We start from the raw sequence: 15687 nt of genomic DNA on the forward strand, positions 1-15687 counted from the left end.
GAGCGAGCCTGCTCGCGAATCGCATCACCACCAATGTCAGCTCAATCCTCAAACCTGATCGGGCACTTCTCCGCCCCCTCCAGCTTCCTCAGTTCCTCCACCACTGGCGGCCGCGCCCGGCGCAAGGTCAGGCTGCGACCCTGGCCCAGCAGCCGTCGCGCTTCCTGATGCAGCATCTCTACCCCTGAATAATCGATGAAGTTGATCTGCTGTGCCTCGATTACCACCCGCGCGCCATGCAGGCGTTGCAGGCGCACCTGCAGGTAATGGCTGGCGCCGAAAAAGATCGAACCGCCCACCCGCAGCACATCGTCGTCACCGTCGCGCCAATGCTGCACCCGTGGTTGCGAGGTGCGCTTGAGGTAAAAGAACAACGACGCCAGCACCCCGGCGTAAATCGCCGTCTGCAATTCCAGCAGCAAGGTCGCGAGACAGGTCAGGGCCATCACCACGAACTCGGCACGGCTGACTCGCAGCAAAGCGCGAATGCCCCGGTGATCGACCAGACCCCAGGCAATCAACAGGATGCTGCCGGCCATGGCGGGGATCGGAATATGCGCGATCAGCCCCGCGCCGAACACCGCGAACAGCGCCACCCATATCGCCGAAAACACTCCGGCCAGTGGCGAGCAGGCACCCGCCTCGTAACTCAGACCTGAGCGGGTAAACGATCCGGCGGACAGCGACCCGGAAAAGAACGCACCGACAATGTTCGACAGACCCTGTGCGCGGACTTCCTGATTGGCGTCGAGCAACTGTTGCGAGCGCGCCGATATCGAACGGGCGATCGACAGACTGGTGACCAGCCCGAGCATGCCCACCGCCACGGCGCTTGGCAGCAGGCGCAGGATCACCTCCAGATCCAGCGGCAAGGCGCTCAGCGGCGGCAGGCGTCCGACGAAAGCGCTGACCAGATGCACATGACCGAACATTCCTGGCCAGATCCACACCAGCAGACTGGCCAGCACCAGCGTGAGCAACAGCGTCGGCCAGCGCGGCAGGAGTTTTTTCAGGGCCACGCCGACGATTACCGTGGCGACGCCGAGTATCAGCGAAGGCTTATCCACAGCCCCCAGATGTCGCAGCAGATCCATCAGGCTGGCGAGCGCTGTGGTGTTGGCCGGCAAATCCAGCCCGAGCAGATTGGGCAATTGCCCAATGGCGATCACCACGGCGGCACCGAGGGTGAAGCCGAGCACTACCGAATGCGAAACGAAATTCACCAGCGCGCCGAAGCGCAGCAAACCGAGCAGCCACTGGAAAATCCCCGCAAGGAACGTCAGCAGCAGGATCAGGGTGATGTAGTCCTCGGACGCAGGCACGGCGAGCGGGCTGACGCTGGCGTACAGCACAATCGAAATCGCTGCCGTCGGGCCGCAGATCAAATGCCATGAGGAACCCCACAGGCACGCGATCAATACCGGGATGATCGCCGCATACAGCCCGTATTCCGGTGGCAGCCCGGCAATCAGCGCGTAGGCAATCGACTGGGGTAAGGCGAGAATCGCACCGCTGAGGCCGACGATCAGGTCCCGCCCGACGCTGGCGCGGGTTTGCCGTGGCAACCAGCTCAGGAAAGGAAAAAGTGAATGGCGGCTGGGGAAGGCCATGGGTCCTCGCGGTTGGGGTTTTGTTCAAGGTTATCAGGGTGTCAGGTGTAAAAGCCCTCACCCTAGCCCTCTCCCTGAGGGAGAGGGGACTGACCGAGCTGTTTGTTGAAGATTCACCGACCTGCGATTTCGGCGTTGAACGCAAGTCTTGATTCAACAGCGATCGGCTCCCTTTCCCCCTCGCCCCCTTGGGGGAGAGGGCTGGGGTGAGGGGGCAAAAATCTCCAGCCGAACGCTATTCCAGCAACCCTGAGATCAAAGCTTGGCCTTCACCTCCGCCAGCGCATCCTTGCCATCCAGCGTCTTCACGCCGTCGAGCCACATGTCCAGCACCGCCGGATTGGCTTTGATCCACGCCTTCGCCGCTTCGGCATTGCTGACCTTCTTGTTCACCACCTCGGCCATGATGCTGTTCTCCATGTCCTGAGTGAACGACAGATTGGTCAGCAACTTGCCCACATTCGGGCAGGCCTCGGCGTAGCCCTTACGGGTCAGGGTGAAAACGTTGCCAGTGTCGCCGAAGTATTTTTCGCCGCCCTTGAGGTAACGCATTTTCAGCTGCACGTTCATCGGGTGCGGGGTCCAGCCGAGGAAGGTGACGAATTTCTGTTTCTTCACCGCCCGCGACACTTCGGCGAGCATCGCCTGTTCGCTGGACTCGATCAGCTTCCACTGGCCCATGTTGAAGTCGTTCTTCTTGATGATTTCCTGCAGCGAAATGTTCGCCGGCGCGCCTGATCCGATGCCGTAGATTTTCTTGTCGAACTTGTCGGCGAATTTGTTCAGGTCGGCAAAATCATGCACACCCGCCTCCCAGACATAGTCGGGGACGGCGAGGGTGAATTCGGTGCCTTCGAGGTTTTTCGCCAATTGCGTCACATCACCGGTGGCGACGAACTTGTCATAGAAGCCCTGCTGCGCCGGCATCCAGTTGCCGAGGAACACGTCCACCTGGCCATCCTTCAAGCCGCCAAAGGTGATCGGCACCGCGAGGGTGTCGACTTTGGCCTTGTAGCCCATGCCGTCGAGCAGAAATCCGGTGATGGCATTGGTCGCGGCGATGTCGCTCCAGCCCGGATCGGCCATCTTCACGGTTTCGCAACTTTGCTCGGCGAAGGCCGAGGTGCTGCTCAATGCGATCAGGCCAACGGTGACAGCTGTGGATAACTTGCGCATGGACTTCCCCTTAACGTTATTGGTTTTGGCAGGGTTGTGGATAACGGGCCTTGCGCTCCAGATCATCAAGGTCGATGTGGTTGCGCATGTACTGCTGACTGGCATCGACCAGTGGCTGGTGATCCCAGCTCTTCAGCTTGCCGATGGTTAACGCATCGGCGACGAAACGGCGTCGGCGCTGGCTGGCCAGTACGTCCCGATGGATCGACGGAATGTCCCACTTGGCCCGCGCTTCCGCGAGAAAGTCTTCGAACAGCTGACGATGTTGCGGCGATTGGCTCAGTTCCTCTTCTTCGCGCGGATCGTTATCCACATCGAAGAGTAGGCACGGGTCGCTTTCGCTGTAGATAAATTTGTAGGCGCCGCGGCGGATCATCATCAGCGGGCTGACAGTGCCTTCGGCCATGTATTCGCCGAACACCTCGTCATGCCCGCCCTGCCCTTGCAGGTGCGGCAGCAACGAACGACCGTCCAGTGGCAAGCCGGGCTCCAGCGTGCCACCGGCCAGATCCACGAAGGTCGGCAGCAGGTCGGCGGTGGATACGGCGGCACTGACCCGGCCGGCCTCGAATTGTCCCGGTGCGCTGATCAGCAGCGGCACCCGCGCGGCCATCTCGAACCAGTGCATTTTGTACCAGAGGCCTTTCTCACCGAGCATGTCGCCGTGGTCACCGGAGAAGACGATGATGGTGTCATCGAGCAACCCGGTTTCCTCGAGGGTTTGCAGCAGTTTGCCGACATTGGCATCGATATAGCTGCAAGCACCGAAGTAGGCGCGACGGGCATCGCGGATCTTATCCACAGGCAGCGGCTTGTCCCACAGGTCGTAAACCTTGAGCAGACGTTGCGAGTGCGGATCGAGTTCGTCCTGGTTCAAGGCTGTAGGCAACGGAATATCAGCATCGTCATACAGATCCCAGAAAGCCTTGGGAATCGTGTACGGATCGTGCGGGTGGGTCATCGACACGGTCAGGCAGAACGGCTGATCGCCGTCCTCGCGGATGTGATCGAACAGGTATTGCTGCGCCTTGAACACCACCTCTTCGTCGAAATCCAGCTGATTGGTGCGCACGCACGGCCCGGCCTGCAATACCGAAGACATGTTGTGATACCAGCTCGGCCTTACGTCCGGCTCGTCCCAGTTCACCGCCCAACCGTAATCGGCCGGGTAGATGTCGCTGGTCAAGCGTTCTTCATAACCGTGCAACTGATCCGGCCCGCAGAAATGCATCTTGCCCGACAGCGCGGTGCGGTAGCCGAGACGCCGCAGGTAATGCGCGTAAGTCGGAATGTCGGCAGAGAAATCAGCGGCGTTGTCGTAGGCGCCGATCTTGCTCGGCAACTGGCCACTGACCAGGGTGAAGCGCGACGGCGCGCACAGCGGGCTGTTGCAATAGGCAGCATCGAACACCACGCCTTGGGCGGCGAGGCGGGACAGATTCGGCAGTTTGATCGGCGATGGGCCGTAGAACGGCAACATTGGCGCGGCCATTTGATCGGCCATGATGAAAAGAATGTTCTTGCGCTTCATGTGATCGCGGCATTCCATGTTGAATATTTATGCGAGAGTGCTGCGATCGAGCATGGATTCCATGCCTGTTCCGGTAAAGCCCGCGCTGGACAATGACTAGGATAAGTACAGCTTATGTATGACGCCCTCGGTGACCTCTCCCTCGATCTGCTGCGCGCTTTTGAAGCGGCGGCCCGCCATCGCAGTTTTACCGCTGCTGCGGTGGAGCTTGGCACCACGCAGCCTGCGATCAGCCAGCAAATGAAACGTCTGGAAGAGCAGCTCGGTACGCGCCTGTTCGACCGGATTTACCGGGGTATCGAGTTGACAGAGGTTGGCGCCCTGCTGTTCGAGCAAGTTACCCTCGGTTTGCAGAATATCGACGCAGGATTGAGCGCAATCAGCACTCAGCAGCAACATGAAGTGCTGCAAGTGGCCACGGATTTCGCTTTCGCCGCTTATTGGCTGATGCCGCGCCTGCATCGCTTCCATGAGGCCAATCCGCATATCGATGTCAGCCTGGTCACCAGCGAGCGCAACCACAACATGCTGCGCACCGACATCGACGTGGCGATCCTGTTTGGCGATGGTCGATTCAAGCAGGGCGAGAGCCACTGGCTGTTCAGCGAAGAGGTGTTCCCGGTGTGCAGTCCGCTGCTGCTAAAGGGGCGTTCATTGCCGCTGCCCGCGCAGGCACTGCTGGAATTTCCGCTGTTGCATCTGCGTGGGGAAAACAGCAGCAACTGGTTCGACTGGAGTGGCTTGTTTCGTCAATTGGGCCTGACTACGCCGCCAGCGCCGGGGCAATTGCGCTTCGACAATTACACCTTGCTGATTCAGGCGGCGATTGGCGGACAAGGCGTGGCGATTGGCTGGCGGCACCTTGTGGATAACTTGCTGGTGCAGGGTTTGCTGTGCCGGCCGCTGGCGGAAACCACGCTGTCGCGCCTTGGCTATTACGTTGTGCTGCCGCAACGCAAACGTCGGGGTGCCTTGATTCAGGAATTTGTTGATTGGTTAATGGCGGAACAGGCCAGCAGTGCCGAATCGCTTAACGGTCTGGCCCTGCCCTCAATTGCGGTGTGAAGAGCAAAAGATCGTCCGATCTTTTACGAATCAGAAGCCGCCACAAAATTCACATGCTGCCCCACATGCAGGTTCAACCGCAGCTCATCGGCGATGCCCACCGCGACACGGTTCAATCGCTCCAGCGGTTCGGCCAGTCCCGGTTCGAGATTGCCGCCGACCTGACTGAAGTGCTCGATGGTCAACCCGGCCACGCCATGCGGCGCATTGACCAAGGTCCAGCGCAGTGAGCTGCTTTGTACCGCCTCGAGGATTTCTTCGGCAGCGTGACGTTGCAGACGCTCGTCATTGTCAGGCTCGTCGAGCACACCGAAGTTGCCGACCAGAAACAGGCGCGGCACGCTGGCCAGTTGCAAACCTTCGACCAGCGCGTCGACTGCCAGCACTTGTTCCACCGGCCCCAGCGTCACCGAGCGCTCAACGTGGTCGCTGCTGAACGGCAACCCCGGAGCGTCCAGCAGGCAGATCACCGCCGAGCTGCCGGCGACGCTCTGATTGACCCGCTCGGCATCGAACAGATCGCCGGTTTTGGTGCGCAACCCCGGACGCGGCGCGAGTGCGGTGAGATCGTCGAGAATGGCGATGACTTCGTGTTGGCGACGCAGCAATTCAGCCATCAATGCACCGCCCAAGCTGGCCATGGCACCATAAAGCACCACTTTGACCACTGGGGTCTCGGCATTTTTCATGGCTGTTTTCCTTATAGTTGTCCTATATGACCTGTGACGGTGGAAACAGCCAAGGGTTCGAATCGATTGAGAGGCGACACGATGCAAGGGATCAAGGGCTATCACGCCCATGTCTATTTCGACGCGCAAACCATCGACCAGGCGCGGGCCTTGTGCGAACAGGCCGCGCAGTTGTTTGCGCTGAAAATGGGCCGCGTGCACGAACGCCCGGTGGGTCCCCATCCCGACTGGAGCTGCCAATTGGCTTTCGGTCCCGATCTGATTGGCGAGGTGCTGCCATGGCTGGCGCTCAACCGCAAAGGCCTGGTGGTGTTCCTGCATCCGGACACGGGCGATGACTTGCTCGACCACACCGAACACGCGATCTGGATGGGCGCGGTGCGGCCGCTGAATCTGTCGATTTTTTAACCAGATGCTGACGCTGAACTGATAACGGATATGTCCAGACTGCCAGCCAGCGCTGACTGTCCGTTTATCCGCATCGCTACCAACCCCGTATTCATTGGCTGTCGTTGCATCCGACCGCCGGTTGATCATTCATTGATCGCTTTCGCTCGCGAAAGGTAGCTGAAAGCTTCCCCGATTAGGATCGCCCCACTCCCGGCAACAGACCGGTTGGCCCAAGCCCTGTGTTTGTTCCACAGGCCCGGCCCAATTAACAACAACAATGGTGATTCTGATGTCTTCTGCAACCCGCCGTTTCTCCCGCTTCCTGCTGGTCACTCCGCCCGTACGCCTCGCGCCTGCCGTTCTGCGCTGATCCCGCCCGATCCGCTCATTCCATTAGCCGCGCTACGCCTGGAGTATTCCCATGCTGACTTTCCTTGGCTTCGCCATGGTCATCACGTTCATGTTCCTGATCATGACCAAGCGCCTGTCCGCGCTGATCGCCCTGATCATCATCCCGATCCTGTTCGCGCTGTTCGGTGGTTTCGCGCCGAAGATCGGCCCGATGATGCTTGAAGGCATCACCAAACTGGCGCCGACCGGCGTGATGTTGATGTTCGCCATTCTGTATTTCGCCTTGATGATCGACTCCGGCCTGTTCGACCCGGCCGTGCGCAAGATTCTCAAACTGGTCAAGGGCGACCCGTTGAAAGTTTCGGTCGGCACCGCCGTTCTGGCGCTCGTCGTTTCCCTCGATGGTGACGGCGCGACCACTTACATGATCTGTGTGGCCGCCATGCTGCCGCTGTACAGCCGCATCGGCATGAGCCCGCGGATCATGGCCGGTCTGATCATCCTCGCCGGTGGCGTGATGAACATGACCCCGTGGGGCGGCCCGACCGCCCGCGCGGCGAGTGCCCTGCATGTCGACCCGTCGGACATTTTCGTACCGATGATCCCGGCCATGGCCGCTGGTGTCGTGGCGATCCTCGTGATTGCCTACTTCTACGGCAAGCGTGAGCGTGCCCGCCTCGGTGAACTGCACCTGGTCGGCGATGAGATCGATCACAGTGAAATCAGCGTCTCGCAATTCCCTGACGCACGCCGTCCGAAGCTGATCTGGTTCAACGCCGCACTGACTTTCGGCCTGATGTGCACGCTGATCGGCGGTCTGTTGCCGCTGCCGGTGCTGTTCATGGTGGCGTTCAGTATCGCCATGATCGTCAACTACCCATGCCTGCAAATGCAGAAAGATCGTGTCGCGGCGCATTCCGGCAGCGTGCTGGCAGTGGTCGGGCTGATCTTTGCGGCGGGTATCTTCACCGGTATCCTGTCGGGCACCGGCATGGTCGATGCGATGTCGAAGAGCCTGTTGGCGGTGATTCCGGATTTCCTCGGCCCGTACCTGGCGGTGATCACGGCACTGGTGAGCATGCCGTTCACCTTCTTCATGTCCAACGATGCGTTCTATTACGGTGTATTGCCGGTGCTGACCGAAGCGGCCAGCCACTATGGGATCACTGCGGTGGAAATGGCCCGTGCCTCGATCGTCGGCCAGCCCGTCCACTTGCTGAGCCCGTTGGTGCCGTCGACCTATCTGTTGGTGGCGCTGGCCGGTATCGATTTCGGTGATCACCAGCGTTTCACCCTGAAATGGGCGATCCTGGTGTGCATCTGCATTCTGATTGCTGCACTGCTGTTGGGGACTTTCCCGATGTTCAGCACTCTATAAGCCCAAGACTCACCGTTACGGGTCCTGGCTTCGCGGTTTGAAGCCCGGACCTTTTTCGGTTCAACATTTGCTCAAAGGAATACACATGGATTGGCTGACCAACCCCGAAATCTGGGTTGCCTTCTTTACCCTGACCGCCCTGGAAATCGTCCTCGGTATCGATAACATCATCATGATTTCGATCCTGGTCAGCCGCATGCCCAAGCACATGCAGGCGCGCACGCGGATCTTCGGTCTTGGCCTGGCCATGGTCACCCGGATCCTGTTGCTGCTTTCGATCACCTGGGTCATGCGCCTCACTGCCGATCTTTTCGAAGTGTTCGGCCAGGGCATCTCCGGTCGCGACCTGATCCTGTTCTTCGGTGGCCTGTTCCTGTTGTGGAAAAGCTCGCAGGAGATGTACCACGCGCTGGAAGGCGAAGACGAAAGCGACGACGCGCCATCGGGCAAGGGCGGCAACTTCCTCTACACCATCATCCAGATCGCGATCATCGATATCGTCTTCTCGCTGGACTCGGTGATCACTGCCGTCGGCATGGTCTCCCACGTTCCGGTCATGGTCGCGGCGATCGTCGTGGCGGTGCTGGTGATGATGCTGGCCTCGGGCAAGATCAGCGAATTCATCGACAAGCACCCGTCGCTGAAAATGCTCGCCCTGTCCTTCCTGCTGGTGGTCGGTACCGTGCTGATCGCCGAATCGTTCGACGTGCACGTGCCAAAAGGCTACGTCTACTTCGCCATGGCGTTCTCGCTGGCGGTTGAGGCTATCAACATCAAACTGCGCGGCGCGATGGCCAAGAAGAGACAGCAACAGGATCCGGTGAAACTGCGCAAGGATGTGCCGGGCCAATAATCCGGTAGTCCAGCGGCAACACAAAACCTGTGGGAGCTGGCTTGCCAGCGATAGCGTACGGTCAGCGACTTTAATGTTTGCTGACCTGACGCCATCGCTGGCAACCCAGGCTCCCACAGGTTTTTGTGTTTATGCAGGGGGAACGAGGTTGTCGAGGGCGCGGTCGGCGGCTTGTTTGAGTCTTTGCGCTTCGAGGTCGGGGTGAGGAAGATCGGTGACCAGTGGATCTGGCGTTATCTTTTTCATGTTCAGCTGCTCCATAGAATGAAGCCACTGCCGTTCTCTACTAAAAGAAGGGAGGCGGCTGAACGCAGGTTAGTAGACCGGGGAGCTAGCTTTTCCGGCGCACCCGAAGGTGCCCTGCGCACAACCACCATCAGGATCAGGCATAACCTGACGCATCGATGCTTGCGCACAATAACTAGCAACCCGGGCTACTAATCCCGACCACTGATGAGCAGTGGCCAGCAAACGTTAGAGACCAGCCCCAAAGCGCGGCGTGTACGTAAACACGCTGCGAAATCCATGTTTATCCTCTCTTGGATCAGACACACAACCTGTGGGAGCGAGCCTGCTCGCGAAGGCGTCAGATCGGTCGAAAAAAGAGGCTGTCTGACGCACCGCTTTCGCGAGCAGGCTCGCTCCCACAGAGGCATATCGCATCCATTCGGAACGGGCCGAAAAGGTTGACTCACCGACCTTCGCTCGTTAGCGTCCACCCCTCGCCTCACCGACAAACAAGGAACGTTCATGTCTGGAAAACCCGCCGCGCGCGTCACGGATCCGACTACTTGCCCGATTCCCGGCCACGGTACCAACCTGATTGCCAGCGGTTCGGGCGATGTCTTCTTCAACGGCCTCGCCGCCGCTCGCCTCGGCGACACCTGCACCTGCGGCCAAGCCCTGAATGGCGCCTTCTCCGCCACGGTGTTCATCAACGGCAAAAACGCCATGACCCTCGACAGCACGGCCAGCCACGGCGGCGTCGTGGTCGGCGGTTCCGGTAATGTGATCATCGGCAGCTCGCACACCCCTGCTCCGTTCGTTCCACCGTTACCAATCATCGGCCAGCCCTTGGTCGAATTCAAAGCGGTCAGCGCCGGTAACGGTGAGCCCATCGCCGAACAAGGCTACGAAATCGAAACCGCCGAAGGCCGTATCGTCAAAGGCCTGACCAATGCGCAGGGAATGACGCAGAGCGTCACGACCCTGCAGCCCGATCTCGCCGTCGTTCGCTGGACCGCCTGAGCTTCAAGGAAGAAACAATGACCGGACAATGCATCGCTCCAGACGACCTGGACATGAAAAAACTTTGGGACAGCACCTGTGAGCTGCCCGCTTGTAAACGGGAAACCAGCACCGCCGGCCCCAACCCGAAAACCCGCGTAGAAGTCCCGCTGCTGACCTGCAACTGCCTGTGGCGCCGCTTCCAGAAAGAAGCCGAAGACTGGGTCGCCCCCGGCGGCGTCCTCATCGCCGACCCCCAGGCCCGCAACCGCAAAATCAACGCCGCGTACGCGCAATTGTGGCTGGCGGATAACCGTTTTCAGTGGGCGGGGTTGGCGGCGTTTGCTTCGAAGCAGGTGGGGTGTGGGCTGATCCACGCCACCAAACTGCAAACCGCCATCGCTGCACAGAAGGCGGCACAGGAAAAGCTGCGAACCGCACCATCGGAAACTCTGTTCGAAGGCTTTGGATTCAAGTTCAGCAAGACCAATCCCGAGGCAGAGCAGGAGTTGGCCAAGGCTCGGGCAGCCAATCCGATGCCGACGGAGGACATCACCTTCGGCGACAACCCACGCTCAGTGGTTCAGCAGCAACTGGACTATGTGTATGAGATGTTGGCGCTGGGTAATACGTCGCTGTTTCTCGATGTTTATCCGTTGCACCGGTTTTTCATGGTGCGGGGGTACAAGGAAATGGAAAAGTGTTTGAGAAGCCGGCGTGGCATTGGGAAGGATGTAATGTGGCCGATAGCGAGTAAGGTGCAGTTTGGGATTGATGCGGGTGAGATTTACCGAACCTTTGAAGCGATTGATGCCGGTGAAATTGCCGAAAGCGTTCAGCAGATGGCACGACACGAACAGTTGAATATCTTGCAGCCCGCAATGTATGAGGACACGCAATTTGCAACACTGATGCGCGGTACTCATGCGGGCAACTACGTATCCGTGGTGACTGGGATGTTCTCTGGTGCAGCAGAGGAAATTCAACTAACGCTTGCTAGTCAGTGCAAGGCTCCCGATAACAAACAAGTTTCATTTTCCAAGAATCCTATCGCTAATCTCGCGGACAGGGATCAGCGAATGGAATTCGTGTTACGGGCTGCTGCCCAATTTGATGCCTTGCTCAAAAATTCAGCGACCCGGGCTCAACTGAAACAGTCAATTACGGATATTGCTGACGGGGGCGGAATAAAGTGACGATTATTTCGCGTCGACTGGCATTTGCCGCGACTGGGATAGCGCTCGTTCTGGCGGTTGTTGTCGCCTACTCGATGTTCGATGTCGACAGGATCTACGCTCATATTGGCAAGCCATACGCCGAAGTCGTCAAAGACTCCAGTTTCCCTGTTGAACGAAAAACAACTACATATCCAAGTGACCCTCCCAAGGTCGACTCGACTTGGATAAGCAGCCCGGTCGTGATTACTTTTGATGATCCCGAGCATGGCTTTACCCTGCCCAAAACAATCTACGGGGCGGTGGGCTACACCAAGGGAAAAGTAGACGGCATAACGACGTCGCCAATGGTTGAATCGCTTCCCTTCGATAAGACAATTGCGCTCTTGGACGAGCTGCAAACTATGTTCAGGAACGCCAAATGGACTCCTGAACCCGTTGAGGGAAATGATTGGATCAAAGTGCAGAGCGATGATGACAGGCGACAGCTACAAGCGAAGCTATTTGATCAGGCGGATGGGGTAATTCTTCTGGTTCCGCACAAATACAGCCTGCTGATGCACATCAAGTGCTATGCGCGATGCGATGAACGGAATGTGAAGACAGCCAGGTATTTAATTGACGTTGGCCTGAGCAGAGACCACTTCAGCGATTGATCCTGCAAAGCCAAAAACCTGTAAGAATGAGCCTGCTCGCGATAGCGGTCTGTCAGTCAACGATGATGTTGAAGCTGATGCCCTATCGCGAGCAGGCTCACTCCTACAGGTATGTGTGTCGGTTTCAGCGATGTGAGTGAACCTGTTTTCATGACACTTTTGTTTCAATCCACTCTTTAGCTGTGCAATGCTGGCGCCGAGACCGTTCGCCAACTACAGCTTAAGTATCAAGAACGTAGAAACCGCGCGGTGCCGTCCACTTGCCCCTCTGGGGCGCTGCTACTACAGGGGGTCTGCATGCTCACCCTGCTCAATCTGTTGTCCGCCGTCGCCCTGTTGATCTGGGGCACGCACATCGTCCGAACCGGCATCCTGCGGGTTTACGGCACCAATCTGCGACATGTCATCGGCCAGAACATGTCGAAGAAATGGCTGGCGTTCATCGCCGGTATTCTCGTCACTGCCATGGTGCAGAGCAGCAACGCCACGGCGATGCTGGTCACTTCGTTTGTCGGTCAGGGCCTGATGGCGCTGACCCCGGCGCTGGCGACCATGCTTGGCGCAGACGTCGGCACCGCGTTGATGGCGCGGGTGCTGACCCTCGATCTGTCGTGGCTGTCGCCGCTGCTGATTTTCCTCGGGGTGATTTTCTTTCTGTCGCGCAAACAGACGCGGCTCGGGCAGATGGGCCGGGTGTCGATTGGTCTCGGGCTGATCATTCTCGCCCTGCAATTGATCGTCGAGGCCGCCGCGCCGATTACGCACGCGCAAGGGGTGAAAGTGATTTTCGCCTCGCTGACCGGCGACATTCTTCTCGACGCCCTGGTCGGCGCGCTGTTCGCGATGATTTCCTACTCCAGCCTCGCCGCCGTGCTGCTCACCGCTACATTGGCCGGTGCTGCGGTGATCAGCCTGCCGGTGGCAATCGGTCTGGTGATCGGCGCCAACATCGGCAGCGGCATCCTTGCCTTCATGAGCACCAGCATGCAGAACGCCGCCGGCCGCCAGGTTGCGCTGGGCAGTCTGTTGTACAAATTGATCGGTTTGCTGCTGATCATCCCGGTGCTCGACCCGCTGGTGCACTGGATCGACAGCCTTGATTTCAGCCCGCAGGAAATGGTCATCGGCTTCCACCTGCTCTACAACACCGCGCGCTGCCTGATCCTGCTGCCCAGCGTCGGGCCGATGGCGCGGCTCTGTGCTTGGCTGTTGCCGGAGCGGCCGGAGGTCAACGGCGCCGCCAAACCGCGCCATCTCGACCCGACCGCGCTGGTCACGCCGAGCCTGGCGCTGGCCAACGCCGCGCGGGAAACCCTGCGCATGGGCGATCTGCTCGACAACATGCTCGATGCCTCCCTCGATGTGCTGCGCGGCAAGCAGACCGCCGTCACTCAGGAAATGCGCCGCCTGACCGACGACGTCGAGGCCCTGTACAGCGCGATCAAGCTGTATCTGGCGCAGATGCCCCGCGAGGATCTCGGCGAGCACGATAGTCGGCGCTGGGCCGAGATCATCGAACTGGCGATCAACCTCAAACTCGCCGCCGACCTGATCGAGCGCATGCTGCGCAAGATTCAGCAGCAGAAGACGTCGCAGCGCCGTTCGTTTTCCGAAGAGGGCCTGGAAGATCTTGCCGGGCTGCAACAGCAACTGATCGCCAACCTGCGCCTGGGCCTGTCGGTGTTTCTCAGCGGCGACCGCGAAAGCGCGCGGCAGTTGTTGCGCGAGAAACGCCGCTTTCGTGCGCAGGAACGGCGTCTGGCCCATGCGCACGTCAGCCGTTTGCAACGCAAGATCGTGCAGAGTCTGGAGACCAGCTCGCTGCATCTGGAGTTGATTGCCGACATGAAACGGCTCAATTCGCTGTTCTGCAGCAGCGCCTATGTCGTGCTGGAAACGGCGGACACCGGCGCGCTGGCGGTGGATGACATGGCCGACATTACGCATTCGCCTTGAACGTCTGAGGCTGGGGTCAGTCAGTTACAGTGGTTCAGCCTTGAGACCGTCATCGCTGGCAAGCCAGCTCCCACAGGGTTTCGTGAGCGCCGCAGATCCTTGTGGGAGCTGGCTTGCCAGCGATGGGGCCTGACTGACGACACGGATCTCCAAATCAGCCGTATGGAAGCCTGTTATGCGTTGCCTGTTGTTCGCCTGTCTGTTGCTCGGTTCCCTGCCCGCCTTTGCCCTGGATCGCTTTCAGGTCGAAGGCTATGCGCTGCCCAACGGTTTGCAACTGATGCTCAAGCCCGGCACCGAGCGTGGGCATGTGGCGATCCGGCTGGTGGTCGGCGTTGGCCTCGATGACTTCGATTGCGACGAAAAAGAGCTGCCGCATTTGCTCGAACACCTGCTGTTCAGCGGTATCGACGCCACCGGCGAAGGCGGTCTGGAAGAACGCATGCAGGCGCTGGGCGGGGACTGGAATGCGTTCACCAGCAACGCCGACACCACGTTCGTCATCGAAGCCCCGGCGAAAAACCAGCGCAAGGTGCTTGACCTGCTGCTCGCGCTGCTGACCCAGACACGCATTGACGACAACGCAATCAACGCGGCGAAACGGGTGGTCGAGCGTGAGGACGGCGGGCATTACACCAGGCTGCAACGTTTCCTCGACCGTCAGGACCTCGGTCATACCGCGAGCAATCAACTGGCTGTCGAGCTGGGACTGAAATGCCCGCAGCGTGCCGAAGTCGGCCATCTGACCCAGGAACAATTGGAGACGGTGCGCAAGGCTTGGTACGCGCCGAACAACATGACCCTGATCGTTGTCGGCGAACTCGACAAACTGCTGCCAGCCTATCTCGAGCGTACCTGGGGTGAGCTGGAGCCGGTCGAGCCGAGCGAACACCGGGCGCTGCCGGACATCCGCACCAGCGCCGCCCATGAGCGCACCCTCACCCGTGGCTTCATTGGCGACAGCGCCAAGCTGCACTGGCTGGTGCCGGAACCGGTGCTCGACGATCAGTACGACCAGACGTTCGACATTCTCAAGGATTATCTCGACTGGGCGCTGTACCGGCAGATTCGCCTCAACCACGGCTTGTCGTACGGGCCGTGGGCCGAGCGTGAAGTATTCGGCGGTGTCGGCTTCATGAGCCTCAACGCGGACCTGGATCGCGATGACGTCGACGAAGCCATCCAGGTACTCGATGACCTCAAGGCCGACCTGCTGAAAAACGGCCTCGACCCGAGCACCTTCGCCCGCATCAAACAAGCCGCCATCGCCCACCAGGCCTGGGCCGTGCAGGGCAACAGCGCGCTGGCGGACTATTACTGGAGCGCGCTGGCCGACTATCAGGATGGCCGCTTTGCCAATCCCGCGCGGGAGTTGCAAGGGGTGACGCTGGAAGCGGCGAACAAGGCCATGCGCGAGCTGCTGTTGCAGCCGGGGTATATCCGGATCGAGAAGCCTTTGATCAGTGATGATCAGGTGTTGTGGCTGGCTGCAGGTGGGGTGGGTCTGGTGCTGCTGATGTTGATCGGCTGGCGTGTGTATCGCCGCCACAAAATTGCTGGAAGCCATTAATCCTCTGGTGAGTGAGCACTTGTGGCGTTAACCTTTCCGGGATTTTCCCCATATCGTCGT

13 protein-coding genes are annotated in these 15687 nt (G+C 59.4%); 9 read left to right on the top strand and 4 right to left on the bottom strand.

What is annotated here, in order from left to right; all coding sequences use genetic code 11:
* Nucleotides 1-41 precede the first annotated feature (41 nt).
* From D8U71_RS23455 to betC, 3 genes are all read right to left on the bottom strand, one after another.
* On the bottom strand, nucleotides 42-1610 hold the full coding sequence (locus D8U71_RS23455) for a SulP family inorganic anion transporter (RefSeq protein ID WP_130888794.1): 1569 nt from the start codon (nucleotides 1608-1610) through the stop codon (nucleotides 42-44).
* Nucleotides 1611-1865: 255 nt separating this feature from the next.
* Nucleotides 1866-2786 carry a choline ABC transporter substrate-binding protein gene (gene choX, locus D8U71_RS23460; protein ID WP_130888795.1) on the bottom strand — a complete coding sequence of 307 codons (921 nt, stop codon included), beginning with the start codon at nucleotides 2784-2786 and terminating at the stop codon, nucleotides 1866-1868.
* A 16-nt stretch (nucleotides 2787-2802) separates the two neighbouring features.
* Entirely contained in the window at nucleotides 2803-4317 is a 1515-nt protein-coding gene (gene betC, locus D8U71_RS23465; RefSeq protein WP_130888796.1) for a choline-sulfatase, read from the bottom strand.
* Nucleotides 4318-4431: 114 nt separating this feature from the next.
* Here betC and D8U71_RS23470 point away from each other — a divergent pair, with 114 nt between their 5' ends.
* Entirely contained in the window at nucleotides 4432-5382 is a 951-nt protein-coding gene (locus D8U71_RS23470; RefSeq protein ID WP_122880238.1) for a LysR family transcriptional regulator, read from the top strand.
* Between the two features lie 23 nt (nucleotides 5383-5405).
* On the opposite strand, the gene D8U71_RS23475 is transcribed toward D8U71_RS23470, so the two are convergent.
* The gene (locus tag D8U71_RS23475; RefSeq protein ID WP_041476500.1) at nucleotides 5406-6071 is read right to left on the bottom strand and encodes an NAD(P)H-binding protein; all 666 of its coding nucleotides are present in this window, start codon (nucleotides 6069-6071) and stop codon (nucleotides 5406-5408) included.
* Between the two features lie 81 nt (nucleotides 6072-6152).
* On the opposite strand from D8U71_RS23475, the gene D8U71_RS23480 reads away from it, so the two are divergent.
* The 8 genes from D8U71_RS23480 to D8U71_RS23515 all read left to right on the top strand — a co-directional run bounded on the left by D8U71_RS23480 (nucleotide 6153) and on the right by D8U71_RS23515 (nucleotide 15627).
* Entirely contained in the window at nucleotides 6153-6479 is a 327-nt protein-coding gene (locus D8U71_RS23480) for a DOPA 4,5-dioxygenase family protein (RefSeq protein ID WP_130888797.1), read from the top strand.
* 403 nt (nucleotides 6480-6882) lie between these two features.
* Complete coding sequence (locus D8U71_RS23485; protein ID WP_073470799.1) at nucleotides 6883-8190, top strand: CitMHS family transporter; 1308 nt, start codon at nucleotides 6883-6885, stop codon at nucleotides 8188-8190.
* 85 nt (nucleotides 8191-8275) lie between these two features.
* A complete protein-coding gene (locus D8U71_RS23490; protein ID WP_024014971.1) occupies nucleotides 8276-9043 on the top strand; it encodes a TerC family protein in 768 nt (255 codons plus the stop codon).
* A 750-nt stretch (nucleotides 9044-9793) separates the two neighbouring features.
* Nucleotides 9794-10291, top strand: a complete 498-nt coding sequence (locus tag D8U71_RS23495) for a PAAR domain-containing protein (protein ID WP_130888798.1) — start codon at nucleotides 9794-9796, stop codon at nucleotides 10289-10291.
* A gap of 17 nt (nucleotides 10292-10308) precedes the next feature.
* Entirely contained in the window at nucleotides 10309-11466 is a 1158-nt protein-coding gene (locus D8U71_RS23500) for a hypothetical protein (RefSeq protein WP_130888799.1), read from the top strand.
* Nucleotides 11463-12101 carry a hypothetical protein gene (locus tag D8U71_RS23505; RefSeq protein WP_241664252.1) on the top strand — a complete coding sequence of 213 codons (639 nt, stop codon included), beginning with the start codon at nucleotides 11463-11465 and terminating at the stop codon, nucleotides 12099-12101. Before D8U71_RS23500 ends, D8U71_RS23505 begins: the two co-directional genes overlap by 4 nt.
* 297 nt (nucleotides 12102-12398) lie before the next feature.
* Complete coding sequence (locus D8U71_RS23510; protein ID WP_110599651.1) at nucleotides 12399-14057, top strand: Na/Pi cotransporter family protein; 1659 nt, start codon at nucleotides 12399-12401, stop codon at nucleotides 14055-14057.
* A gap of 175 nt (nucleotides 14058-14232) precedes the next feature.
* Nucleotides 14233-15627 (top strand): insulinase family protein, encoded by a 1395-nt coding sequence (locus tag D8U71_RS23515; protein ID WP_130888800.1) that lies wholly within the window; start codon nucleotides 14233-14235, stop codon nucleotides 15625-15627.
* Nucleotides 15628-15687: the final 60 nt, after the last annotated feature.

It is taken from the genome of Pseudomonas sp. Sample_21 (assembly GCF_004307525.1).
Lineage (GTDB): Bacteria > Pseudomonadota > Gammaproteobacteria > Pseudomonadales > Pseudomonadaceae > Aquipseudomonas > Aquipseudomonas atacamensis.